The sequence below is a fragment of the Enterococcus sp. PF1-24 genome, from assembly GCF_029893325.1.
GTDB lineage: Bacteria > Bacillota > Bacilli > Lactobacillales > Enterococcaceae > HY326.
Window position 1 is genome coordinate 14,051 of the sequence record NZ_JARXWL010000027.1, and the last position, 24,226, is coordinate 38,276.

Consider the following 24,226-nt stretch of genomic DNA (forward strand, 5'->3'; position numbering starts at 1 on the left):
CATATTTATTATACATGAACAAGATTTCATGTGTCAACAAAAAAATAAAGTAACTAACGAAATTTGTTAGTTACTTTATTAAGGTAGACATTTTAGTTAAAGACTACGTTATTATCATCTAAGCAGCTTCCGCCAGTATTACCTTCTGGTACTGGAGCTGGCTCAGGGGTAGGTTCTGGCTCTGGTGTTGGCTCAGGGATAGGTTCTTGAGCCACATCGCCGCCATCTTGATATTCTTCAGCTGGTGTTTCAACTTGATACGCTTCATCAATATACTCAGTTGCTGGTTGTTCGTTTGCTAAACCATTAGTTGCTTGTGGTTCAGTTGAACCTTTGGCTGCTAATTCTTGTTCTTTAGTTTCAACTTGATTGCCAATGATATCTTGGTATTTCAAGAATAAAATGCCATCTTTGGCACTTTTATGCAATTCAACAACTTCTTGATTTTTCATATTAGCAAAATCAAAATCATTTAGTTCCATAACAGTCCCGTTGTCAAAAGTAATTTGCAACATATAACGGACATCTTCCGTTGGATTTTCAGGTGTGTAGTAAAATTTAACTGTTTCATTTTTTTCAATCAATTGATTTTCCGCTACCATATTAGCAGGGAAATCAGCTTGCTCTTGGGTTTTAACCGTAATTCCTTCAATCTTTTGATTGGTTTGATTGTTTAATAAAATTTCAAAAGCTGATTGAGAAATCGTTCCAACGATTTTCGTTTCTTCTGTTGAAGAAGCTACTGTTGATGAGATGCTAGTTGAAGCTTGAGTAGTTGTTTCTTTTTTACCACAAGCTGCTAAAGTTGTTACACAGGTTGCTAAAATCATTAATTTTCCTAATTTTTTCATCTTATCCTCCAATATTTAATCCGCTACGGAAATTTCATTTATGTTGAAATCCTGCGCTTGAATAATTGCTGATTTTTCATCAGTCACCGTTATTACATTAATATGAAAATCGCTTGTAGTCAAGTAAGAATTTGGTAAATATAGCTGATAACCGCTATCTCCAGCCGTTTCTGTTTCGACATAAAAAGTTTCAAAACAAGCTTGATTACCATTAGCATCTCGCAAAACTAAATAAATTTTTGTTTGTTCTTCCAAGTATTCATCACTGATTGTGCCACTGAAAAAATAGCTATCAAAAGCTTGATTTTTTTCAACCGTTAAAGTTGTATCCGTCGTAATTTGCGGACCAGTTCTGATTTCTGAATAAGTCGCTGGCACAACTGGAATTTCAACTAAAAGCTGTGGCAACGTTCGCTCAGCTCTTTCAACAATCACATGGGTTGGCTGCAACCTCGTCACTTGATTCAAATCATAAGGCACATAACGCGTATAAAAACTTGATTGAAATTCATTAGCTAAAAACGGTAGCAATTGCTCCCCAAAAGAATCACGATACATTAATAAACGATTATTTTTATCCCCACGATAAGTTTCAATCCAATTATCCATGTTATCAGTAAAGTCACTTAAAACTTGATATTCGTATGGATAACTGCGCCATTCTTCAGGCTGCGGATCTTTCGGATAACGCATTTCATCAATATCACCAACATGCGTGTTAGCCGTTTGAAAAGGAACGTTGACATAAGACTCATAAGGCAGTTGTAGGCTTTTCATAATTTCTTGGTAGCCAGCCAACGCACCGGTCACATTCCAATGAGTATCTCTAGCAAAATAAAGGGTTTCGGGAGAATTTTTAAAAGTTTCCGTTAAATCTAAATATTTTACGCCTTCTTGATTAAGGAAATCCCGCAAGCGCAAATAATTGGACGTTTCTGCTTGCAAATAACGGTCAGGCATATTTTCGCTATAAACACTATTTTTATTAGGTGGCGAAACGAAAAGGAACTGACTCCCTTGACTTTCCGCATAATCTTGCATCAACTTAATATTTCTAGCAATCATGAATAACTGGCGATTCGTTAAGCTATTTTTCCCTAAATAGTCATTTAATGAGCCATTAAAGTATAGCCAATCATTTTCACCAACAATTACCCGGCTGTTAACATCGCTCCCTAAAAGCGGGCTGCGCAAGCGATTATTCGCCGTAACTAAATTTTCACGAAAAGCAAAATGCTCTTCAAAATAAGTCCCCATTTCTGAGAAAAAAGCCACATTTACTTGCTGGTCTTTCATGATTTTAGGAAAAGTACTTAATTCTTTTTTTTCAGCGGTTTCATTGGTTGCCCAAAAACTCATGCCTGCAAAAGGAATCAATAAAATTGCAAAAGCTGCAACAATATAAAGATACAATGAAATTTTTTTCTTCACTAAACAACACACTCCTATCTGCTGTGGCTAATCTATTTGTCTGATAAAACAAGTGAACGCTCTTCGATAAAATGATAACTAAATTCTTGGCTGTAGAACGCCACTATAATTTACTTATGCATTTTACTCGTGATCTGACCAAACTTGTTCTGCTTTTATGTTTAAAACCTAAAGTAAATAAATGGGTTATAAGTCCCACTTGATAGACTTAAAATACAAAGGATTAGTAAGCAAAGTGAGATGATTTTACCGCTTGCTCCCCAGACTGTTTTAACCGTTGTATTATTAGGAAGTTTCCCTTGTAGCCATGGCAATACTGGACAACTGGCAATGATTCCGATAATTATCGCTAAAATAAACGTTGGTGTCAGTTGCTCCATCGCGAAAGTTAACGGCAAACCAGAGAGATTAAAGCCCACAAATAGATTTTTGATTAAGATTAGTCCTTGTTCAAAGCTGTCTGCTCTAAATAAAACAAAACCTAGAATAACTACTAATAAAGTATAGATATGCCCCAAAATTTTTGGCAATTTATGAATTGGTAATAATTCTTCTAAAATTTGAAATAATCCATGCCATAAACCCCAAACAACAAAGGTCCAACTAGCGCCATGCCATAGCCCTGTACAGAAAAAGACTAAGGTTTTATTTAACAAAGTCCGACCTTTTCCTTTACGATTGCCACCTAAATGAATATATAAATATTCTTTAAACCAAGTGGATAAAGAAATATGCCAACGCCGCCAAAACTCTTTAATAGAAGCCGCAATATAAGGATAGTTAAAGTTTTCTAAAAAGTGAAAACCAAACATCTGCCCTAAACCAATCGCCATATCACTATAACCACTAAAATCAAAATAAATCTGCATTAAATAAGCCAAAGCACCAATCCAAGCAGAAAGCATGTTTAACTGGGAAAGCTCTAAAGCAAAAATCGCATCCACTGCTACCCCAACACTATTTGAAATTAAAACTTTCTTTGAAAGACCAATTACAAAACGCTGAAAACCATTAGCTATCTGCGTAATATCAGCCTGACGCTGGTCCATCTGCTCTTGAATATCATGATATTTAACAATTGGTCCAGCAATTAACTGCGGGAAAAAGGATACATAAAGCAAAACATGGAAATAATTGTTTTGAATTTGCACTTCTTTACGATAAACATCAATCACATAGGACATCGCTTGAAAAGTATAAAAAGAAATCCCAATCGGCAACTCTAAATAAACGGGAGCAATATTTAATGAAAGCAATTGATTTAAAGTTTCAATAATCATGTCAGTATATTTAAAGACCCCTAACATACCTAAATTCATAACTACCGCTACAAATAAGACCATTTTCCGCTTAGTTTGATTATCCCCTGCTAACAAACGTCCAAAAAGATAGTTCATAATCGTGCTAAAAATCATTAACAACACATAAATCGGTTCCCCGTAAGCATAGAAAAAAAGACTAAAAACAATTAATAGCCCATTTTTAGCTTTAATCCCCGGAACTAGATAATAAAGTAAAAAAACAATCGGTAAAAAGACGCTTAAAAAGAACATCGAACTAAAAACCATAAATCCTCCAATAAATTAATAAGCAGAAAGAACCATCTAAATAATATAAAGATAAGTTCTTTCAGCTTCATTTTATTCTTTTAATCATTTTACTACAACAGAGTTATCAATTGTTATCAGCAATTTCTTGCGCCATTTTTTCAGTTTCAAAAGTTGACACCCATTGATTGGTAGAAAGCATGGTGTATTCAATATAAAGAATGTTTTCTTCATATAATAAAGTCGCTTCTGCTACATCATCAAAAGGCAGTCCGTGAATAACACCTTGTTCGCCATCTGCAAAAGTAATTTCCACATCATAGCCAGAATTAATGACAAAACCTGATTTTTCTTCAGTTTCAGCCGCAATTCCTAAAGTTTCTGGTGAAAAATAGAAAACTGCTTGATTTTCATTAGTAAAAATATTACCTTCTGCCATTAAGTTATCGCTAAATTTTTCTTTCGTCATATCTCTAACAGCTACACCTTGAATATCTTTCGTGGTTTTATTGTTTAAAATCAATTGATATTCATCTTCAGCTTTAGTTTTTTCACCAATCACTTCAGTTGGTAACGTCTCATCAAGGCTTTCCAGCGTTGAACTTGCTGTAGTGTTTGCACTTGAACTAGTTGAAATGACTTCTACTAAACCATCAGCAGTCTCTTTTTTACAACCAGTCAGCATTAACAAAGCAGCTAAACTTGTCGCTGTCAGAAGATAGATTTTATTTTTTTTCATTATTAATAGTCCGCTCCTTGAGGTACCCGTTGATAACTTTGATAACGCAATGTTCCTGGTGCACCATAAGTCACTTGGTAGCCGTTATAACCGCTAATATGGGCACGGCTTTCTGGGTCGAAAACATAAGTCGTGCCATTAATATTAATTTCTACCCAACCATGAGGACCCGTGCCACCAGCGGCCATTTGTACTCGACCTGAAACTAAATGAGCATCATAACCTAACATTTTTGCCATATGATAAAAGGCTGCTGCATAACAATAGCAATCTCCTTTTAATTGGCTGAAAGCTTGCGTTGCATACCAATCCGCAAAGTTCGTACCTGCAGCTGGTTCTAGATAATGAATATAGCTTAAATTTTTAGCTACCCAATTAAATGAGCCAGCTAAAGTTCCGTCTGTTTGAGCAATCGCATTTTGGGCTGCTTGTTGTAAAGAAGACAATGGTGCTTTCTCTAAAATGTAAGACGTCATGCCTAAACCGATAGAATCTGCATTTTTCTTACCATAAACGTGAGTTTCAAAAGTACCACCGTCTCTAAAACCACGAGAATTAATCACTGCTGACCATGAATTATCGCTGTTTTTAGTCCCATTAATCCATTTCATATCATCTTGTCCGTTAGCTTGACTCCATGTTGGGAAGCTAACAGAAGAAACATCATTATTATTAGGATTAAAAACTGTTACTCGCGCTTCATATTGACCAATCACTGTAGAGCGAACATAATTAGTTCCACTTAAATTTTCTAACCGGAATTTTTGTCCAGCAGATTTATTTAAAGTTTGCATTTCAATATTAGCACCATTTTTATTAGCTTTGTTAGCAATCCCTAAATAAGTGCCCAATTTGCTTTGAATATAGCACTCGCCATTGCCAGCATCTAGGAAACGGAATTTTTGAGCATCGGAATTATTCCAGTCCATCTGTTGCACGTTAGCGCCAGCCACGTTACTACCATTAGCGATATCTAACACTTTTTTAGAATGGTCATTTTCAATTCGATACCAACCAGCTCCAGCTGAGCGAATGGTAAATTTTTGATTTCCTGCTAATACTTCTGTCCAAAGTTGAACATTAGCGCCATTTTTTTGTGAAGCCGCCCCAACTTCTAAAACTAAGTTTTTATTTAAGCTGGCAGAGATGAAATAACGTGCGCCATCTTGAACAGTAGCTGGTTTCATTTCAGGTTCAGCAGGTTTTGTATAGACAAAAGTAACTGTTTGATTAGAGACAATTCCTTTTAATACTTGTTGAGAAGCACCTTTAATATTATAACCTGCAATAGTTGCGGCTTTTGCTGTATAGTTGTCATTTTCTTCAACTTTAACAATATCACTATTTTTCAATTTTTTACCCGCTTCATCTTGATAAGCAATGGTAATTTGATAAACGTTGACATCAATCGCTTGATAAACAAATTGAATCGTTTGATCTGCTTCGGTAAATTTAACCGTTTGTTTGGTCGCATCTATCACGCGATAGCCAGCAATTTTCGGTGCGGTATACGTTTTTTCTTTACCGATGGCTTGTTTGTCAACTAAAGCTTGTTCGATTACTTTGCCTTCTTCATCAAGATACTCAACTGTGACTGCTGATTTTTCAACAACAGGGGTGTTGGCATCGCCACAAGCGTACCAAGCAATCCCTTCGTCATTCCAACCAGCTGATAACAATTGTTTTTGTTCGCCATTGCTAGTTGTATAGTTATGCGTGCCAGTTACTGCGTTAGGATTATAAGCACGGTATAATGGTAATTCTTTATCTGTTGAAGAATACCAACCGATGCCTTCGTATTTCCAGCCCGCTGTGACTAAATTATTCTTTTCTGCTTCATTTAATGTATAGTGATGGTCCCCTGAGTTTCCGTTATATAAACGATAAACTTCTTCACCACTTGTAGGGGCAATCCAACCTAAACCTTCATCGTTCCAGCCCGCTTTAATCAAATTATTTTTTTCGGTTACATTGGCTGTATAAAAATGTTCACCTGAGTTAGGGTTATACAGACGATGCATATCATTTGTATCGGCAGCTTCTGCTTGTAAAGCAAAGCCACAAACACTTACTAAACCTATAAAACTACTTAAAAATACTTTCTTTTTCAATTCATTTCCAACTTTCCTTTTTTATCAAAAAAAACTTTATTATCAATTTATGAATACTCCCCGTATAAAAATGATAATTTTTCCACCGCCATTAATTATACTAACCAACAGATAAAAAGCAAGATAAATACAGTAAAAGCGCTAAAATAATAAGTTGTCACCTGAAAATTTGTCTGATTTTCTCAATTAAAATTTTTAAAAGGGATTTTTTGTTCATTTTCTTTAAATTCTTACCTATAAATTATGAATGGCCCTTGCTAAAATGGGTAGCTGAATAGTTGCCATTATTGAGCTTACAGTCAATCATTATTTCTGCTATTAAATATTTTGTGATTTTGTAATGTCGTACCATTTTCAGCCACCGATTTCATATACTCTTCATGAAAGACTTGCATCCCAAAGAAATCTTTATATAACAGATAATTTCTTATTAAAAACGGAAAAATTGCCAAAGCTGATAAACAGAAAATCAAAGCAAAATTTTTATAAGAAACTTTTTTATTCGTTACTTGATGTTTGATATTAAATTGATTTTTTCGACTTGATGAAATAAATTCTGATAGACATGAGGATGAACTATATAATAAAATTTCGTTACCCTTACAATCTTTATCAATTGATGACCGTAAAAAAGTACTTGAAATAATCAGGTTAGCAATTTCGCTAACCCATAGTTAGTTTTACAACAAATGAAGTTATTTAGTTCTTTTTACTAGCTTTCTATAAAAAAATCGCTCATAATAAAATTATCATTATTTATGAGAAAGAAGGAATTACCATGAAAAAATTTTCCACCGGTTTATTAATCGGCGCCCTAGCAACCACTTCATTTATCGCTGGCGCTACCTTAAGTGTGAAAAAAAAGCTAATCAACCCGATTTTAATAAAAGAATCAGCAGTTGAAGAAAACCGCAAAAAGGCCATGCGCAAACGCATGAGCCGTTGATATGAAAAGCGAAGTGAGCTTGGTTAACGCCTCGATAAAGTGCAGAATTAAATTTATAGTAGCTTTTTCTGCCACGAATTTTATTCTCACTTTATCGAAGAGATCTAGCTCACGTAGCTAAACATTACGAAAAGTGAAGAGATTTACAAAACTACAAAAAAGCTGGAAACTTAATTAAAATTTCCAGCTTTTTACTATTTAAATTAATCTAAATTTTTCTTTTTGACTTTACCAGTCCACTCGCTGTAGCCACCTTTTAAAATAAAGATATCTTGGTAACCAGCTTTACGAATCCGGTTGGCTGCTAAAATACTTGTATGATTATCATTGCTATAAACATAAATCGGTTGATCTTTTCTGAAAATATAATCATCTAAGCCAGCTTGTTTAATTTTTGTTTGGTATGATAAATTTCTGGCACCTAAAATATGACCAGCATCAAAATCAACACTTTCACGCACATCAATAACTTGTGCTTTCCGCATACCTTCTCTAAATTCGTCAGGAGAAAGGTATTTTGCTGATTTTCTCCGTAAAATATAAATTCTTAATTCCGTTGCTACCATAAATAATAAAAAACATCCCAAAATGATATTAATTGTCCACAACATAAAAACGCCTCTTTCTACTCTATTCTAACTAGCTCACTTTGCACTAAAAAAGTACTGAGCAATTTTTTATTAATCAACAAATTGTAAAGCTAATGAAGCTGCGCCAATAACGCCAGCATCATTACCTAGTTCAGCTAACTTAATTTGCGTGCTTTCTGTTACTTGTGGGAAAGTAAACTCTTGGAAATAAGTTTCTACCCGGCTACGTAAAAATTCACCTGCCGCAGAAACGCCCCCACCAATTACGATACTTGCTGGATTTAAAGTATTTCCTAAATTACCACAAGCTAAGCCTAGATAGAAGCAGACTTTATCAACTACCATTATCGCAAAGTCGTCCTCTTCTTTAGCAAAATCAAAAACATCTTTACTAGTAATTGCTTGACCATCATCTAACATGGCTTTCAACTTTGAATCGCCAGCGTATTCTTCAGCTAATTGGCGGGCAACTCGCACGACACCTGTTGCACTGGAAACTGTTTCTAAGCAACCACGTTTGCCGCAAGTACATTGAAAACCTTCAGGATCAACAGTGATATGACCGATTTCACCAGCACAACCAGCAGCACCATGAAGTAATCGACCTTCCATAATAATACCACCACCAACGCCTGTTCCTAATGTGATGAAAACCACATCTGGTTGATTATCACCAGCACCTTGCCAACGTTCTCCTAAAGCAGCTACGTTAGCATCGTTATCCATCGCAAATGGAATCCCTGTGCCTGCTTCAATGGCAGCTTGAACAGGTTGTAATGTTTTCCAATTTAAATTGTAAGCTCCGATGACCGTACCAGCTTGGCGATCGACACTACCTGGTGTCCCCATGCCAATACCGATAAAATCTTCAGCGGTCATTTGATATAGATTTAAACGATGATTGATAGACGCCACAATATTAGGGACAATACGACTACCTTCATCTAAAATATCCGTTTCAATGCTCCATTTTTGTTGAATTTCACCATCTAAATTTAAAATTGCAAATTTTGTTGTGGTACCACCTAAATCAATCCCAAGTACTTTTTTATCCATGATTACAATCCCTTCACAGCATTTCGCTAATTTTTCTGACGACTTTCTTCAATACGATGTTCTCTTTTTAAAACATGCCACGCAGTTAAGTAGGTCTCTTTATCAATTAAATGACTATCATACAAATTTTTTAACTCAATTTGCATCAATTCGATATCGTAAATTCTTGCCCCCACATAAATATACATACCAAATCGCTTAAATAACTGTTGCACATCATATAAATCTTTCATAAAAAAACACTTCCTTGCTATTATACAAGTAAACCAACTTTTTTTAAAGCCAGTACGAAACAAAAAATTACTAAAAATAAATAAAGTATACTTGCAGAAATTCGTTTATGGATTGAATAGTCTTTTGAACCATTAGGAATATAAACAACTGTACCGATTAAAAAGCCACCAATTAAGCCGCCTAGATGTCCATAAAGGTCAACTCCCGCTGAAAAAATACTGGAAATAAAAGTCATTGCTACAAAAAGTGAATGAGTTTTTAGCATTTGACGGATTTGTGGATTTTGGCGATGAGTTAAACAAAAAGCTAAAATCGCCCCATAAATTCCTAATATTGAAGTGCTAGCTCCTAATGAGAGCACTGCATCTTGTTGAAATGCCATACCAAAAGCATTTCCTAATATGCCACTGGTTAAATAAATCACTAAAAAGCGCCAATGACCATATAACGATTCTAACTGCCTCCCCATGAAATATAAAATCAGCGAGTTAAAAAATAAATGTTCTAAGTTAAAATGGAAGAAAATCGGCGTGATTAGTCGCCAAAATTGATTGTCGACAACCGTGAAATAGCGGATCATTCCACCAAAAAATTCTAAATTCCTAAATTGTGGTAAGCGACAAATTAAAAATACAATAATTTGTGCTCCTAAGAAAAAATACGTAAAATAGGGCTGCTTCCGCCAATCCGTTTTTCTAAGTTGTGCGATTTTATTCATTTCTTTTGTTCCTTCTTTCATGCAATATGCCATTTGCCTAAGTTACTTTCGATTTATGGCAATAAAATTTATTGACTAACAATCAGATAATCTACTGGTAAATCAAAGATTTCTTTTTGCCAATCATCTCTGAGTTGTTCTTTAAATAAGATGCTTAGGGTGGTGCCGTTGAAATTTTGCAAATAGCGATCATAAAACCCACCACCAAAGCCAATCCGATATTTTTCAGAAGAGAAAATTACACCGGGAACGATAATTAAATCCAGCTGCTCTTTAGGAATTTCAGAAATAACTACTGGCTCTAACACGCCGAACTTGGTTAAATTCAATTGGCTATCCCCTTGAATTTCACTAAAAAGCATCTGCTTTTGCGGTAAAGTTTTAGGAATCCCCACCGTTTTTCCGGTTTTAAAGGCTTCATTTATGATTGGTTGCGTGTCAACTTCAATTGCCATTGAAGAGATAATGCCGATTTTTTTGGCTTTTTGCCAAGCTTCGGTTGCAAAAAGTTTTTGATAAATAGTAGCTTCTTTTAGTTTTTTGATTGTTGGCTGCTGAGCCAATTCTTCTAAAAAGCGAATGCCTTCTTTTCGTAAGCTAGCTTTATCCATTGCAATCCCCCTCTTCAAAAAAATGCCTTGTTAAAATAGTAACGAAAAAAGCCTAGCTAAGCAAATACTTTTGCTAAATATTGAAAAGTTTTTTAATTATAACCTAACTTAATGAACTATTTATGAATGTGACGACTAAATGTCTATCTAAATTTGCTTAATGGTAAGAAAAAGCGTTTTATGATATGATAGTTTTTAAGAAAAAGAATGTTGATTAAACGAGGAGTTGTCTGTTATGAATATCCCTTTCATTATCGCCATAACCATTTCATTAGCACTTACTTTGTATATTGCTTATGTTCGCGTCAAAACTGATTCAAAAAAACACAAAAAGCGCTAAGTCACTATTTAGCTAAAATTTCTCCGCTATTTCCTTTTTAATTTTCGTCAAGTAAAACTACTTAACAAAATTTTTAAAAATACTAGCTTTCTTCCCTCAAACATGATAAAATATTCAAGTCTGAGATACTTCTTAGAAAATGTTAGTACATATAGGAGGGGAAAAAATGCGCGTAAACATTACTTTAGAGTGTACTTCTTGTAAAGAACGTAACTACTTAACTTCAAAAAACAAACGTAACAGTCCTGATCGCTTGGAAAAACAAAAATATTGCCCACGCGAAAGAAAAGTTACTTTACACCGTGAAACAAAATAAGCTTTTAGCTATTTAGCTCAATCTCTTGTTACTCAAGGGATTGAGCTTTTTTGTTTTATTAAGAACCAGATGTTGACCTGAATAATTAGCTAAATATCTACACCAGTTTTAATCTTTAATTATATCCGCCGTAATTACTCGATAGGTATAGCTATTAATCGTCACGCGAATCTTCCCCTCTAAATCTTTAATATAGAAATTCTTACCAATTTTTTCAATCTGATTTTTTGGATTAGCGAAAATTTCTGACATTAATTTTTCAATTTCCGGTTGGTTTAAAGCCATTTTCAATTTTTTATTAATTCGACCATAAACTAATTCGGTATAACATAGATGGTCTAAAATTGTTGCTCTGACTTCTGTCATTGATTTGTCTCCAATTCTTTTCTTTACAATTCGGAAGCTGAACGAGTGCCCTCCGCTTTTTAGTTCATACTTGTAAGTTTTTAGCGTTTAGGAATTTTTCTTTTAGCAACTCTAGTTGTTCGGCTAAAAATTCGCGACTATTTTCTTTTTCTGTTATAAAAATTGCTGGTGTGGCTTCTAAATCGACTAAACTGGTTGCCGTGATTTTATCTCCCGTGACTATCAAATTAATTTTAGGATGATAATTGGTGGTGCCACATAAACCTGGTACTAAAAAGGCTAACTCAAATTCGTTTTCACTTAACGTACGTAAACGATAGTAGCCATCTTCGATAAATTCTTTTTCTTCCCCAAAATACTGCTGCAAAATAGCTAATTCTGCAATGGTCATCTGTTTCCCTGCTCTCTATTTATTTAAATTTATTTTACTTGAAAAAGAATAAAATTACTATTTTTTCGTTCATTTCAATCTTTTATGCGTATTTTTAATTATCAAGCGGAAAAAGATTTGAATTATTGACAACTTCATACTATCATGAACAAAGTACCCCGTGCCAGAATCTTGTTGACGGGAAATTAATACTTAAGGAGCATTATTTATGCCGACACCTCAACAGGTTTTAAAAGATGTCTTTGGTTATTCGGAATTTCGTCCGGGTCAGGCTGAAGTAATAGATAAAATTTTACAACATGAAAATGTTTTAGGCTTAATGCCCACAGGCAGTGGTAAATCGGTATGCTACCAATTACCAGCGATTCTTTTAGAGGGAGTAACGATTGTTATTTCTCCTTTAATTTCTTTAATGAAAGATCAAGTTGATGCTGCTAGCGAGTTAGGCATTACGGCATCATTCATTAATAGTAGTTTAAGTTATCCGCAAATGCAGCAACGGTTAAACACTTTAATCAATGGCGACTTACAACTAATGTATGTTGCCCCAGAACGCTTTGTTATGCCAGAATTTCAAAATATTTTGCAGCAGATTGACGTGGCTTTAATTGCCGTAGATGAAGCCCACTGTCTCTCTCAATGGGGACATGATTTTCGCCCTAGCTATTTAGAAATGGCGCGAATGCTGACGAACCTTCCTGGTCAGCCAACGATTGCTGCTTTAACCGCTACCGCTACAGAAACAGTTGCTAAAGATATTAAACAATTTCTAGCTATTCCTGATAGCAATCAAATCAACACTGGTTTCCAACGGCAGAATTTACATTTCCAATTAATTAAAGATCAAAATAAGAAAAATTACTTGATTGAATATTTGAAATTAAATCCTCACGCTTCCGGAATTATTTATGCTTCCACCCGCAAAGAAGTCGAAAAATTATTTGTTCATTTACAAAATGAAGGTTTTAAAGTGGGAAAATATCATGCGGGCTTAAGTGAAAAAGAAAGAAATGCTTATCAAGAGGCATTTTTATATGACGAGATTCATATTATGATTGCTACCAATGCATTCGGAATGGGCATCAATAAAAGCAATGTCCGCTTTGTGATTCATTGGCAAACCCCTGGTACGATGGAAGCTTACTATCAAGAAGCCGGTCGCGCGGGACGAGATGGTTTACCAAGTGATGCTATTTTACTATTTTCGCCCGCTGATGCCATGATTCATGAATTTTTTATTGAAAAATCAGAAAAACCTCATGAGTTAAAACAAAATGATTACTTAAAATTACGCAGTATGAGTCATTATGGCAATACTGATTTATGTTTGGAGCGTTTTATTTTACGCTATTTTGGTCAAGAAGCCGAAAACTGTCAACGCTGTAGTAATTGCTTAGACGATCGCGTTTCCCAAGATATTACCCTCAACGCGCAAAAAGCCCTCTCTTGTGTCAGAAGAATGCAAGAGCGCTTTGGAAAAAGTATGGTGATGAAAGTTTTGACCGCTTCAAAAGATCAAAAAGTCAAAGATTTTCACTTTGACCAACTTTCTACTTATGGTTTATTAAAAGAAATGACCCAAAAAGAAGTCACTAGTTTACTGGATTTTCTGATTGCTGCCGGCTTTTTAGCGCAAGATACTGGGGAATTTCCGATTTTGAAAGTTACACCATTGGGGATTAAAGTTTTAAAAGGGGAAGAAAAAGTTTTCCGTAAAGAAAAAGTTCATGCGCAACAACGAGAATTTAGCAACGAACTGTTTGAAACTTTGCGAGAACTACGCAGTCAATTAGCCAGCCAAGAACATATGCCTGCTTATATTATTTTCTCCGATGCAACCTTAAAAGAATTAGCCGAAAAACTGCCGACTTCTCGTTTAGAGCTTTTGCAAATCAAAGGAATCGGGCAAAATAAATTAGAAAAATATGGTGAAGCTATTTTAGCGGTTATGCAAGAGCATTTGAATAAGGAATAACAAGCAATAAAGAGATGAGAACCTCCTCATCTCTTTATTTATATAGCTTTTTTCTAACAAGCGTGTGTTCAGTTCCCACAAAGCTGTTCGATTTGTATCCCACTTTAACTTTGCCATTACTTATTGATAATTTCCAAAGTAATATTCTGAATGTTCTTCTGCTAAAATAATTTCGTTACTATCCAGGATTTCAAAAGCAAAAGCATATTCTGGAACCACAAAAATATCTTGCCAATTTTCATGATTTTCAAAATTAATTTTAGGAATTGTTCCGACTGAATCCAATTTGGTAATTACATTTTCTTTTATAGCAATACCAAGCTCTTCTTTTATTTCACGAATCACTGTCTGTACAGCAGTTTCACTATTTTCACCACCACCAGCAACAAATTGCCAAGTGTTCAAATCACTTCGTTTAAATACACCAAATCGGTATTCTTCATTTTCAAATTTCCATGGGATTGCTAAAATTTGAAATGGTTCTCTCGCCATAATTTTTATTCACTCCTATCGTTAATTTTTTTATTCTAAAAAATTGAAAAAATGAGGTAAAAATCAAAAGTCTTCTTCTGATTTTTACCCCGTCTATTTTTAAATTGTTTTCGTCACCCGACATGGCGTTCCGACAGCTACTACATTAGCGGGAATATCTTTCGTTACGACGCTACCTGCACCAATCACAGAATTTTCACCGATGGTTACACCTGGGCAAACAATCACGCCAGCACCTAACCAAACATTTTTTTCGATAACGATTGGTAAATTATATTGGGCGCCTTTTACTCGTATAGCGGGCTCTAAAGGATGGGCTGCTGTTGCCAGCACGACATTTGGCCCCATCATCACAGAATCATGAATTTCAATTCGAGTATCATCTACTAAAGTTAAATTGGAATTAGCATAGACTTTTTTACCAATATAAGTATTCTTTCCCCAATTCGCTCGTAAAGGCTGCACAATATAGCTATCCTCACCAAAACTACCCAGTAATTTTTCTAAAACATTGCGTTTTTCATCATGATTACTTGGGCGAATTTGATTGAAATCATACAATAATTCAGAATAAATCAGTTGTTCTTTGCCAATTTCTTCATTTTCCTGATAGATTTCACCACTGTCCATGCGTCGTTTAATTTCAGCAGTTTCCATGTTGCTCTCTTCTCCTTTAGTTTCTATTTATTTTTCAGTCACCGTCAATTCATCAGCACCTAATAACATTGTTTCGGTTTCTGGAATTAAAGTGCCTAAATTTTCATCTCGACCTTGTAAATAGTAGCGTTGCTCGGCTGTGCCTTCAGTTTTAGCAGCTGTTTGACATAGTTCACCAATTCCGCCATCTTTTCCACGGTTAAAAATTAAGCCAACTTTCATTTCGGGAAAATCACTTAGCATAGCTACATCGCCATTGCTATCGCCAGCAACTAAAATTGGCCCTGCATCACCATGGTTTGGTGCAATAAATTTCTTAATCGTTTGGGTTTTGCCTTCCCCTTGTGTTTGGAAAAATTCCTCGTTCAGTTGTGATTGAATGACATTATCAGCTTTTTGCAATTGCATTGCATAAACATGCTCTTCAGGAACGCCATAACCATAACTTTCATCAGTGGCAAAAGGAATAATCACATCAATGTAGGAGGCCGAACAAACATAAACTTCAATACCATTTTCCTGCAATTTTTGATATAAATCTTGCATTTCTGGAACTAAGCGAATACCTTCTTTAAAGGAAATTTCGATTTGACCAGCCTTTGTTTCTAAAGATGTAGAACTTTTCCAAGTAACTTTACGCAATTCTTGTGTAGATGCTTGGTCAATTACTTCTTTTGATAAGCTTTGCACTTCTTCTGAAGTCATGCCCGTAAATAAATAGGTTACCCAAGGATAGCTGATATCAGAACTAAAAGAATCGCCAATTGCTTCGTATAAATAGCGTAACTTGGCAGCAAAATCAAGATACTCTTCCGTTTTTTTCACTTCTTCAAGAGATTGCTCTCCCGCAAATTCAGTATAAGCATCATAAATAACAGTGTAACTGGCTTTAATATCTTCTGCCATTTTATCAATATTTAAAGATTCACCAGCACTATTTTGCCAATCTTCACTGAAATCATCAGTAGGAATATTCATTTTTAAAGCATTGTACAGCTCATCAGGTGTCATTTTAAAACGTAAATTGGCAATCTGATAAGTAAATACCGCTTCACCGATATCATTAATGATGGTCGTGTTATCCCAATCAAAAACAGCATAAGGCTTATTCTTTTCATCATAATCACTACTCTTATCACCATTATCTAAAATCAGCTGATTAAGGGCTTGGTAGTTCGGCTCATAAAAATTGCCTTTGCTTAAAATAGTAATTTCTTCAGTAGCTGTGCTGCTAGTTACGGTTGTAGATTCTTCCGTTTTCGTAGTTTCTTCTTTTTTCGTTGTACATGCCCCTAACAAAAAAAGAGCCAGTGTACATGACAAATAAACAGTTTTCTTTTTCAATGTTATCTTCTCCTCTATTTAGTGCCTTAGCACTATATCTATTTTAGGATAAATCTAACTTATTCATCATTGAACGACTGTTTTGCCAGAGCCACATTGCTCTTGAAATGTAAATATTTACAAAGTTCATTATAGCCTAAACAAAGCAAACCAGCAACCGCTTTCTTTTGAGAAAAGCAGAGTGGCTTGTTCTGCACCTGAGTAAAGTGCAAGAATAAATTATAGCGGTGTTCTATACCGCGAATTTTTTCTTCACTTTATCGAGTGGTGCAAAGCCACGCAGCTAGATCAAACGAAAAGTGGAATGAGCTCGTTCAGCTCTCGAGTAAAATGCATAAAGAAATTATAGCGGTGCTTTCTACCGCGAATTTTTGTATCATTTTATCAAAGAGAGGTAGCTCATGCAGCTAGACAATCAGAAAAAAGCAGAGTGGCTTGTTCTGCACCCGAGTAAAGTGCAAAGCCACACAGCTAGACAAAACGAAAAGCGAAGAGAGTTGTTCTATGCCCAATCAAAACAAAAAAATCAGCAGCTAAGCTGCTGATTCAATTTATGCTTCTTTCAACTTTTTACTGACTTTCATCTAAATTCTGCATTGCTGCACGCTGACGTTTTTGAAAATCTTCTCTGGCTTGTTGCAAAGAAAGCTGATTGGCGCCAATTATCTCATTAGGATATTTCTCCGCAACAGGATCCATTTCCCAAAAACAAAGAGGACAGATATCATATTTTTCTTTAACCGTTAAATAACCACAACAAGGGCAAGGAATATTTTCGTTATTCTGCCATTTATTATTGACGATTGAAATAATTAATGCCACCTTCTGGTATAAAATAAGTTCGAATCACGCCATCATCAGACAAAACAGCAAATTCATTGGTTCTCTGATCAAAATAGACGGTATCCCCGTCATCTTGTGGTTTTGTCAAAATTTCATCATCTTGTGATAATAACAACTGATTCGCCATTTGCAAATATTCTTCTTCGGTAGATATTTCAGTAAATTCGTCTTTATGCTTTGCAAAATGCTGCGCAAGCTTATCATCATTGTAAAATTGATAAACAATTTCTTGTTGCAGATTATTGGTTGTACTTGAAGTGTTAGCATCTGTATCTAAAACCTCATAACCGCCCCAACCTAACGCAACAACTAAAACGCTTAGCAGCAAAGAAACGACTTTTTTATTTTTAGCCATAGTATGCTCCTTATTAAAATTTATTACTAGCTAAAATTATACCGTAACTTTTCACTTGTGGAAAGTTTTAGTGATTAAACTCCGCCATATTCCCACGAAATCTTAATGGTAAATGATTCATTTGTAGTTTTGGATTGATGCGCTCTTCAATCGTTAAGGCTTTAAGGAAAACCCGCCAATCTGCTTGTAACTCCTGTTCTTTTTCTTGAGTAGCAAAGTCAGGACAGTCTACATCTTCCAAAAAGCCAATCTTCCTCTGTTGAATCGTTGCCAATAAGCGATGGGTTTCATCATAAATTAAAATACTTTCTCCGGGATAACGATCAGCAAAATGCGGACAAATATAAGGTAAAGATAAATGCTTCGGTTTAATTTTGCTAAATAAATATTGATCTACATACTCAAAGCGGACAAACCCTTTAAACTGATGGGCCTCCCCCAATAGCGTGCGAATACTCTTTTGCAAAGCTAAAACGGCAGGATGACCGATAAAATTTTCTAAAGAATCTTTGGTTTGCAAAGCAATTTCAATCGCTTCTAACAAATAAACTTCTTTACCAATTAAAGTGCTATGAAATCCCGTTTGAATAAATTCAAAGTTTTCAAACGTTAAGCGTTGCTGCAAACGCATAAAAATCTTTTGCGCTAACTGTTCGTCAGTCTCAAGCCATTTGGCAAAAAATAAACTTTCCAGAGCCGTTTCAGGATTTAAAATTTCACGAGGAAACTGCTGGATTTTAAAAGCTTTTTGCACTAAGGTTAAAAAACCGGCAAAACTGCCGTCATACTCCCAAACTTCATCAATTTTTTCAATTGCCATAAGCTAATTCCTTATTTTTCGTATGTTCAAAACGTTCCACATCAAATAAAGACAACTGCTCTCCTAAAGATTGCGTGTTGGCAGCTTTTAAAGTTTCGTATTGCCGGGAAGAAATCAGAGAGGAAATCACCCACTCAGGATCGTGAATCAAACCTGAAACAGATTCCCCATTACAAGTAATAAAATACTGCGCTCTTTTAATGACAATGCCTAGTTTTTTCAAATCAGCTAAATGCAGCCGATAATATTTGCGGGCTTTCATGATGTTGCGGGCTCCTTTTGGCCCCACACCAGGAATTCGTAATAAAATATCATAGGAAGCGGTTTGCACATCAACCGGAAATTGTTCATAATTTTGCACCGCCCAGTTGGCTTTAGGATCTAAATATAAATTAAAATTCGGTTTATCCTCTGATAAAATTTCATCGGCACTAAATTTATAATAGCGCATCAACCAGTCTGCTTGATAAAGGCGATGCTCTCGCAACAATGGTGGTTCAGTAGTAACTGCTGGCAATAGTGAATCGTTGTTCACGGGAATGTAGGCCGAATAATAGACCCGCTTCAACTCGTATTTACCATAAAGATTTTCTGCAATTTTCACAATCGCCCGATCATTTTCAGGTGAAGCGCCAATAATCATTTGTGTTGATTGCCCTGCTGGCACAAATGAAGGTCCCTTTCTGACAGCTGGCAAATAACTTTGGGCTTTTTTAGTTTCAGTAATTTGTTTCATAGGTTTATACAAAGCATAAGGATTTTTGTCTGGTGCTAGTAATTTCAAACTTTCTCGTGAAGGCAGCTCAACGTTAACGCTCATACGATCGGCTAAAAATCCTAATTTCTCAATTAATTTTTCATCAGCACCTGGGATGGCTTTCACATGGATATACCCTCTAAAGCCTTTTTCATGACGCAAAATTTTTAAGGTTTCAATTAAAAGCTCACAAGTGTAATCCACATCTTTAATAATAGCGGAACTTAAAAACAAGCCTTCAATATAATTTCGCATATAAAAATCCATCGTTAAATCAGCTACTTCTTGTGGTGTAAAAGTTGCCCGCGGAATATGGTTGGATTTTCGATTAATACAGTAATGACAATCAAAAATGCAAGCATTGGTAAATAATAATTTTAACAAAGAAACACAACGACCATCTGGAGTAAAAGAGTGACAGATTCCTGAAACCTCCGTGCTCCCGACTTTTCCTTGCCGCGTATTTTCTTGAACACCACTGCTGGAACAAGAAACATCATACTTCGCTGACTCAGCCAAAATCGCAATTTTTTTAGACAGTTCCATAAAAATCCTCCACTCTATCTTAAAATCTGTTCTCCATACATACCGAACGTGAGTTCTGATTTTATCAAAAATATAGCTTTCTGTCAAAACGAATTACAAAATAACGCCTTTCTAATTAAAAATTTCATGCTATACTAATAAAAATAATTATTGGAAGGTAGATGTTAATGAAAAAAATCGGGATTATCGGCGTGGGCCATGTAGGCAGCACAACTGCTTATACTTTAATTCAGCAACAAGTCGCTGATGAAATTATTCTTTACGATAAAAATGAAGGGCTGGTTGAGGCGGAAGTCAATGATTTATTGCAAGGGCAAATCGGCCAAGCCTCCACCGTGGGCATTAAAGGCAATCAATTAGCGGAATTAGGTCATTGTGATTTACTTATTTTTTCTGCGGGAAATATTCAATTATTACAAGGGGATACCGATCGTTTTGAAGAATTAGACTTTACTAAAAAAGTTGTTGAAGAATGGGCGCCAAAGATTAAAGAATCTGGCTTCAATGGCATACTTCTATCAATTACTAATCCTTGTGATGTCATCGTCCGTTATTTGCAAGAGTTAACTGGCTTACCAAAAAATCAAGTTTTCGGCACCGGTACAGCCTTAGATACCGTGCGGATGCAACAAGCTATTGGCACTGCTCTAAAAGTTCATCCAAATAGTGTGAATGGCTACGTTTTAGGAGAACATGGAGAAACCCAATTTATTGCCTGGTCAACCATTCGGATTGCCAACCAAGATTTATCAACAAAATTAACTGCAACAGAACAACTAGCTTTGGAAGAAGAAGCTCGCGCTGCTGGTTGGCGAATTTTTATGGGAAAAGTCTATACTTGTTACGGCATCGCCAATCAAGCAACTAAAATCGCTAAAGCGATTTTAACCAACGCCCAACTCATCCTCCCTGTTTCAAGCTATTCCGAAACAGAAAAAATCTATATCGGCCAACCAAGCTTAATTGGCAACAGCGGAATTATAAAAGCTTACAATCTAACATTGTCAGTCGCTGAAAAAATAAAATGGGACCTTTCAGTTCAACGCATCAAAGAAATGTATGAGGCAATATGAAAAGCGGAGTGAGTTGCTCTGCACCCAAGCAAAGTGCAAAAATAAATTTTAGCGGTGTTCTTTACCGTGAATTTCTTTTTCACTTTGTCGAGTGGTGCAAACTCATGCAGCTAGACACCATGAAAAGTGGAGAAACTTGTTATGCATCCGAGTAAAGTGCCAAATTAAATATAGCAGTGTTCTTTACCGCGGATTTTATTTTCACTTTGCCGAAGAGAGCTAACTAGATCTATTTGAAAAGCGGACTTTGCTCTGCACCCGAGCAAAACATAAAAACACGGTGCTCTAAAAGACTAATCTTTTAGAGCACCGTGCTATTTTTTTATTTCTATTAATTTTACCAGCTACCAGAAGCACCGCCACCGCTGCTCATCCCGCCACCAAAACCACCGAAATCGCCACCGCTTGAAGAATTGGCTTGCGCCTCAGCAATCACAGTATCTTGATGATTGGCTTGGTTAAAAAGTAATGTGTACAACATCAGTTGATTGGTACTACTTGCTGAATAGCCATTAAAGTGAACACTACTCATAATATCGTCATAATCATCGTCATCATAGCTAGCTAAACGTTCTCGCATTTCAGGATGCTCTTTGTAAACTTCCTCCAAATCCACCATAAAAATCGCTTGATTTTTAACCCGAGAAACAATTTTGACTACTTCTGTCGGAATATTTTCATCTAAATCCTCCCGACTCAAACCACTAATTAACACTAATACTAAATAATCACCGTGCTGAACTTTCTCTTGAATCGTCTGTTGTGCCGTTTTTTTAACTTGCTTTTGATATTCAGGAATTAAAGCTGCTTTTTCTGCCATAATATCATTAGAAAAATCATAATTTGCCAAATACTCATTTAAATAACCCAACATGGCATTTTCAAAACCTAACAAAGTTTCTTCTGCCACAGTCACTTCATCATAAAAATTCGCCAAATGATAACTACTACTGCGTAAAATTTCTTCTGCAAAATAGTTTTTCAAACTTCCATTATTAAGGGCTCTTTGCAATAAATTCGTTTCTTGGGCATCAAAAACATCTGCGTTAGCAATGATTGAAGTGAGATATTCTTCTCCTAAATACATTTTTAAACCTGCTAAACAATCAATTTTATTCTTGAACTTATTGAAAGTTTTTTGATTTACATTTGCCCATTTATAAAAATCCTTTAATTGAAAACTAGTACTATTCATCAAATGACTAGGAATAACTTGATGCTCTTCAAAAGCTTTTTTAACTCGTTGCTGTTTGAAAAAGAAATAACCACTCGTTCCACCACTAACAATTGCGGATAAAGAAACGAATAAAGTTAATAAAACTTTTCCCTGTTGACGTTTCTTCTCTGCTTTTTCAGTTAAAAAAGCTGGACCGGCAGCGTAAACATTTGCTAACCCCTGATTTTCATCTAGCTGCTGAACTTCTTGATAAACCCGCTCAGAAATATAACGCAAGGCAGCATCATAATCTTCTGCTTTTAAGAAATCTTTAGCTGTTTGGTCTACCCAGTCATCGCCATCCCTATCTTCAAAAACTTTTGCAAAGCCATCACCATACTGTAAACGAAACTCACGATCTTCAATTGCGAAAACAAATAATAAACCGTTATTGTATGCTTTTTTACCAATGCCGTAAGAATTAAATAACTCTAAAGCAGCATCAGCAATATCACTATCTAAAGAAGACAAAGTAATCACTGCATATTCTGGTTCACCATACAATTGTGCAAATTTATCATCATTCAATTGATTAATATACGCTTCAGTTTCATCAGATAATACTTCCGCTTGATCACTAACAAATGACTTCCCGTAAGCCACTTCGCTATTAAATAACCCCAGCATCCCAAATCCTACTATTAACATACTGACAAATAATAATCGTTTTCTCATGATACTTTCCTCCTAGTTCATTTTATAGAACTGATATCTTCTATCCTTCATTATTAGTTAGCTGTAAAAAGAAACGATAAATCTTTCTTCTTGGCTTTCGTTACAAAAGTAAATTTACTGTAACAGTATTGTAATCAAGAAAAATTGCTTTGTTATCAGTCTAAAGACCTAGAGAGCAATAATTTTTTTAGTAATAAACAAAATCATAGCCATCTTCTGGTTCACCAATTTCATAACCTAAATAGTCTGATGCCTTTTTTCTAAATAATGTAAGCCACTGTTGCCACTCTTCTGGCTCTAATTCTCCCCTAAATTGCAATCCACCTGGTTCAACAGAAGCACAAAGATATTTTCCACTTTCAGACTTGCTAAACCAATAAGGTATGCCATTTTTTATTCCTTGCCACTCAGGCATTTCTTGATAAAGCTTAGCTATTTTATCCCAAACTTCATCAGGCGCAGTATAATGAATATTGAGATTACAATTACAACTGGTCATTTTCTCTCCCCTAGCTCTCTTTAAAATGTCTTTTTTCATGTTATTATACCATCTTACTTTCTATTTTTAGTAACAAAAAAACAAACCACAATCTTCATCTTAATGATGAAAAAATCATGGTTTGTTTATTCCTGTTTAGTTAAACTTAGTAGTCAATTTTAACATTAACGGTTTGAAGTGGCACATCGTAAAAACGATCTTCACGACGCCCTAAGAAATCTTTGGCTTGTTGCGGGAAGACTGCATACATTAAAACATCTTCCATTGATTTAGCATATTCTTTAATTTCTTCTTCAAAAATTGGTAATTGTGGGGCAATTAAATCAGCTGGTCGCACAGTTACGACTGTTTCATCGCCAATAATTTTTTGTTTGATTTCATCAGAAATTGGTGCTGGCGGGCGACCATATAGGCCCCGCACGTAATCTTTTATTTCATTGGGAATCAATTTATAGCGCTCACCTGAAATCACGTTCATTAAAGCTTGCGTCCCGACCATTTGTGATAATGGCGTTACTAACGGCGGATAACCTAAATCAGCCCGCACTTTCGGTACTTCTGCTAAAACCTCATCATATTTATCTTGTAAACCTTGTTCAGTTAACTGACTTAATAAGTTAGATAACATCCCACCAGGCACTTGATAAATTAAAGTTTTGGGTTCCACATCTTTGACTTTCGGATTTAAAAGCCCTTCGTTACGGAAACGATCACGAATTGGGTTGAA

25 protein-coding genes and 1 pseudogene are annotated in these 24,226 nt (G+C 35.5%); 4 read left to right on the forward strand and 22 right to left on the reverse strand.

Annotated elements, in window-relative coordinates:
* Positions 1-92 precede the first annotated feature (92 nt).
* From M2139_RS11305 to M2139_RS11325, 5 genes are all read right to left on the reverse strand, one after another.
* On the reverse strand, positions 93-851 hold the full coding sequence (locus M2139_RS11305) for a hypothetical protein (protein WP_280738977.1): 759 nt from the start codon (positions 849-851) through the stop codon (positions 93-95).
* Positions 852-866: 15 nt separating this feature from the next.
* Positions 867-2,282 carry a hypothetical protein gene (locus tag M2139_RS11310; protein ID WP_280738976.1) on the reverse strand — a complete coding sequence of 472 codons (1,416 nt, stop codon included), beginning with the start codon at positions 2,280-2,282 and terminating at the stop codon, positions 867-869.
* A gap of 161 nt (positions 2,283-2,443) precedes the next feature.
* On the reverse strand, positions 2,444-3,850 hold the full coding sequence (locus M2139_RS11315; protein WP_280738975.1) for an MBOAT family O-acyltransferase: 1,407 nt from the start codon (positions 3,848-3,850) through the stop codon (positions 2,444-2,446).
* Between the two features lie 106 nt (positions 3,851-3,956).
* Positions 3,957-4,568 (reverse strand): hypothetical protein, encoded by a 612-nt coding sequence (locus M2139_RS11320; RefSeq protein WP_280738974.1) that lies wholly within the window; start codon positions 4,566-4,568, stop codon positions 3,957-3,959.
* A gap of 2 nt (positions 4,569-4,570) precedes the next feature.
* Positions 4,571-6,679, reverse strand: a complete 2,109-nt coding sequence (locus M2139_RS11325) for an RICIN domain-containing protein (RefSeq protein ID WP_280738973.1) — start codon at positions 6,677-6,679, stop codon at positions 4,571-4,573.
* A 778-nt stretch (positions 6,680-7,457) separates the two neighbouring features.
* On the opposite strand from M2139_RS11325, the gene M2139_RS11330 reads away from it, so the two are divergent.
* Positions 7,458-7,625, forward strand: coding sequence for a DUF3042 family protein (locus M2139_RS11330; protein ID WP_280738972.1), 168 nt, complete (start codon positions 7,458-7,460; stop codon positions 7,623-7,625).
* A gap of 203 nt (positions 7,626-7,828) precedes the next feature.
* Here M2139_RS11330 and M2139_RS11335 read toward each other — a convergent pair whose 3' ends face one another.
* From M2139_RS11335 to M2139_RS11355, 5 genes are all read right to left on the reverse strand, one after another.
* On the reverse strand, positions 7,829-8,236 hold the full coding sequence (locus tag M2139_RS11335) for a rhodanese-like domain-containing protein (protein ID WP_280738971.1): 408 nt from the start codon (positions 8,234-8,236) through the stop codon (positions 7,829-7,831).
* 69 nt (positions 8,237-8,305) lie between these two features.
* On the reverse strand, positions 8,306-9,271 hold the full coding sequence (locus M2139_RS11340) for an ROK family glucokinase (RefSeq protein WP_280738970.1): 966 nt from the start codon (positions 9,269-9,271) through the stop codon (positions 8,306-8,308).
* A gap of 26 nt (positions 9,272-9,297) precedes the next feature.
* On the reverse strand, positions 9,298-9,504 hold the full coding sequence (locus M2139_RS11345) for a YqgQ family protein (protein ID WP_280738969.1): 207 nt from the start codon (positions 9,502-9,504) through the stop codon (positions 9,298-9,300).
* Between the two features lie 20 nt (positions 9,505-9,524).
* Positions 9,525-10,223, reverse strand: a complete 699-nt coding sequence (locus M2139_RS11350) for a rhomboid family intramembrane serine protease (protein ID WP_280738968.1) — start codon at positions 10,221-10,223, stop codon at positions 9,525-9,527.
* 68 nt (positions 10,224-10,291) lie between these two features.
* Complete coding sequence (locus tag M2139_RS11355) at positions 10,292-10,834, reverse strand: 5-formyltetrahydrofolate cyclo-ligase (protein WP_280738967.1); 543 nt, start codon at positions 10,832-10,834, stop codon at positions 10,292-10,294.
* Between the two features lie 506 nt (positions 10,835-11,340).
* Here M2139_RS11355 and rpmG point away from each other — a divergent pair.
* Positions 11,341-11,490 carry a 50S ribosomal protein L33 gene (rpmG, locus tag M2139_RS11360; RefSeq protein ID WP_280738966.1) on the forward strand — a complete coding sequence of 50 codons (150 nt, stop codon included), beginning with the start codon at positions 11,341-11,343 and terminating at the stop codon, positions 11,488-11,490.
* Positions 11,491-11,598: 108 nt separating this feature from the next.
* On the opposite strand, the gene M2139_RS11365 is transcribed toward rpmG, so the two are convergent.
* Complete coding sequence (locus M2139_RS11365) at positions 11,599-11,856, reverse strand: DUF3781 domain-containing protein (protein WP_280738965.1); 258 nt, start codon at positions 11,854-11,856, stop codon at positions 11,599-11,601.
* 64 nt (positions 11,857-11,920) lie between these two features.
* Positions 11,921-12,247, reverse strand: coding sequence for a hypothetical protein (locus M2139_RS11370; RefSeq protein ID WP_280738964.1), 327 nt, complete (start codon positions 12,245-12,247; stop codon positions 11,921-11,923).
* A gap of 208 nt (positions 12,248-12,455) precedes the next feature.
* Between M2139_RS11370 and recQ the strand changes: the two genes are divergently transcribed.
* Entirely contained in the window at positions 12,456-14,222 is a 1,767-nt protein-coding gene (gene recQ / locus M2139_RS11375) for a DNA helicase RecQ (RefSeq protein WP_280738963.1), read from the forward strand.
* Positions 14,223-14,342: 120 nt separating this feature from the next.
* On the opposite strand, the gene M2139_RS11380 is transcribed toward recQ, so the two are convergent.
* The 7 genes from M2139_RS11380 to M2139_RS11410 all read right to left on the reverse strand — a co-directional run bounded on the left by M2139_RS11380 (position 14,343) and on the right by M2139_RS11410 (position 20,036).
* Entirely contained in the window at positions 14,343-14,714 is a 372-nt protein-coding gene (locus M2139_RS11380) for an NUDIX domain-containing protein (RefSeq protein WP_280738962.1), read from the reverse strand.
* A 99-nt stretch (positions 14,715-14,813) separates the two neighbouring features.
* Positions 14,814-15,371, reverse strand: a complete 558-nt coding sequence (locus M2139_RS11385; RefSeq protein WP_280738961.1) for a sugar O-acetyltransferase — start codon at positions 15,369-15,371, stop codon at positions 14,814-14,816.
* 27 nt (positions 15,372-15,398) lie between these two features.
* Positions 15,399-16,715, reverse strand: a complete 1,317-nt coding sequence (locus M2139_RS11390; RefSeq protein ID WP_280738960.1) for an HAD family hydrolase — start codon at positions 16,713-16,715, stop codon at positions 15,399-15,401.
* A gap of 570 nt (positions 16,716-17,285) precedes the next feature.
* Positions 17,286-17,537, reverse strand: coding sequence for a CPCC family cysteine-rich protein (locus M2139_RS11395; RefSeq protein WP_280738959.1), 252 nt, complete (start codon positions 17,535-17,537; stop codon positions 17,286-17,288).
* Entirely contained in the window at positions 17,509-17,913 is a 405-nt protein-coding gene (locus tag M2139_RS11400; RefSeq protein WP_280738958.1) for a hypothetical protein, read from the reverse strand. Before M2139_RS11400 ends, M2139_RS11395 begins: the two co-directional genes overlap by 29 nt.
* A gap of 67 nt (positions 17,914-17,980) precedes the next feature.
* Positions 17,981-18,733, reverse strand: coding sequence for a TIGR03915 family putative DNA repair protein (locus tag M2139_RS11405; RefSeq protein ID WP_280738957.1), 753 nt, complete (start codon positions 18,731-18,733; stop codon positions 17,981-17,983).
* The gene (locus M2139_RS11410; protein ID WP_280738956.1) at positions 18,723-20,036 is read right to left on the reverse strand and encodes a putative DNA modification/repair radical SAM protein; all 1,314 of its coding nucleotides are present in this window, start codon (positions 20,034-20,036) and stop codon (positions 18,723-18,725) included. Before M2139_RS11410 ends, M2139_RS11405 begins: the two co-directional genes overlap by 11 nt.
* A 167-nt stretch (positions 20,037-20,203) precedes the next feature.
* Here M2139_RS11410 and M2139_RS11415 point away from each other — a divergent pair, with 167 nt between their 5' ends.
* On the forward strand, positions 20,204-21,109 hold the full coding sequence (locus tag M2139_RS11415) for an L-lactate dehydrogenase (protein ID WP_280738955.1): 906 nt from the start codon (positions 20,204-20,206) through the stop codon (positions 21,107-21,109).
* Between the two features lie 337 nt (positions 21,110-21,446).
* Here M2139_RS11415 and M2139_RS11420 read toward each other — a convergent pair whose 3' ends face one another.
* From M2139_RS11420 to M2139_RS11430, 3 genes and pseudogenes are all read right to left on the reverse strand, one after another.
* Entirely contained in the window at positions 21,447-23,000 is a 1,554-nt protein-coding gene (locus M2139_RS11420) for a TPM domain-containing protein (protein WP_280738954.1), read from the reverse strand.
* A gap of 187 nt (positions 23,001-23,187) precedes the next feature.
* Positions 23,188-23,538, reverse strand: a complete 351-nt coding sequence (locus tag M2139_RS11425) for a hypothetical protein (RefSeq protein ID WP_280738953.1) — start codon at positions 23,536-23,538, stop codon at positions 23,188-23,190.
* A gap of 106 nt (positions 23,539-23,644) precedes the next feature.
* Positions 23,645-24,226 (reverse strand): annotated as a pseudogene (locus tag M2139_RS11430) (oxaloacetate decarboxylase subunit alpha); the annotation flags it as partial.

Coding starts and splice junctions, on each gene's coding strand:
- M2139_RS11305 (WP_280738977.1), bottom strand. CDS start 851: ATGAAAAAATTAGGAAAATTAATGATTTTAGCAACCTGTGTAACAACT.
- M2139_RS11315 (WP_280738975.1), bottom strand. CDS start 3,850: ATGGTTTTTAGTTCGATGTTCTTTTTAAGCGTCTTTTTACCGATTGTT.
- M2139_RS11320 (WP_280738974.1), bottom strand. CDS start 4,568: ATGAAAAAAAATAAAATCTATCTTCTGACAGCGACAAGTTTAGCTGCT.
- M2139_RS11330 (WP_280738972.1), top strand. CDS start 7,458: ATGAAAAAATTTTCCACCGGTTTATTAATCGGCGCCCTAGCAACCACT.
- M2139_RS11335 (WP_280738971.1), bottom strand. CDS start 8,236: ATGTTGTGGACAATTAATATCATTTTGGGATGTTTTTTATTATTTATG.
- M2139_RS11340 (WP_280738970.1), bottom strand. CDS start 9,271: ATGGATAAAAAAGTACTTGGGATTGATTTAGGTGGTACCACAACAAAA.
- M2139_RS11345 (WP_280738969.1), bottom strand. CDS start 9,504: ATGAAAGATTTATATGATGTGCAACAGTTATTTAAGCGATTTGGTATG.
- M2139_RS11350 (WP_280738968.1), bottom strand. CDS start 10,223: ATGAATAAAATCGCACAACTTAGAAAAACGGATTGGCGGAAGCAGCCC.
- M2139_RS11355 (WP_280738967.1), bottom strand. CDS start 10,834: ATGGATAAAGCTAGCTTACGAAAAGAAGGCATTCGCTTTTTAGAAGAA.
- rpmG (WP_280738966.1), top strand. CDS start 11,341: ATGCGCGTAAACATTACTTTAGAGTGTACTTCTTGTAAAGAACGTAAC.
- M2139_RS11365 (WP_280738965.1), bottom strand. CDS start 11,856: ATGACAGAAGTCAGAGCAACAATTTTAGACCATCTATGTTATACCGAA.
- M2139_RS11370 (WP_280738964.1), bottom strand. CDS start 12,247: ATGACCATTGCAGAATTAGCTATTTTGCAGCAGTATTTTGGGGAAGAA.
- recQ (WP_280738963.1), top strand. CDS start 12,456: ATGCCGACACCTCAACAGGTTTTAAAAGATGTCTTTGGTTATTCGGAA.
- M2139_RS11380 (WP_280738962.1), bottom strand. CDS start 14,714: ATGGCGAGAGAACCATTTCAAATTTTAGCAATCCCATGGAAATTTGAA.
- M2139_RS11385 (WP_280738961.1), bottom strand. CDS start 15,371: ATGGAAACTGCTGAAATTAAACGACGCATGGACAGTGGTGAAATCTAT.
- M2139_RS11400 (WP_280738958.1), bottom strand. CDS start 17,913: ATGGCTAAAAATAAAAAAGTCGTTTCTTTGCTGCTAAGCGTTTTAGTT.
- M2139_RS11405 (WP_280738957.1), bottom strand. CDS start 18,733: ATGGCAATTGAAAAAATTGATGAAGTTTGGGAGTATGACGGCAGTTTT.
- M2139_RS11410 (WP_280738956.1), bottom strand. CDS start 20,036: ATGGAACTGTCTAAAAAAATTGCGATTTTGGCTGAGTCAGCGAAGTAT.
- M2139_RS11415 (WP_280738955.1), top strand. CDS start 20,204: ATGAAAAAAATCGGGATTATCGGCGTGGGCCATGTAGGCAGCACAACT.
- M2139_RS11420 (WP_280738954.1), bottom strand. CDS start 23,000: ATGAGAAAACGATTATTATTTGTCAGTATGTTAATAGTAGGATTTGGG.
- M2139_RS11425 (WP_280738953.1), bottom strand. CDS start 23,538: ATGAAAAAAGACATTTTAAAGAGAGCTAGGGGAGAGAAAATGACCAGT.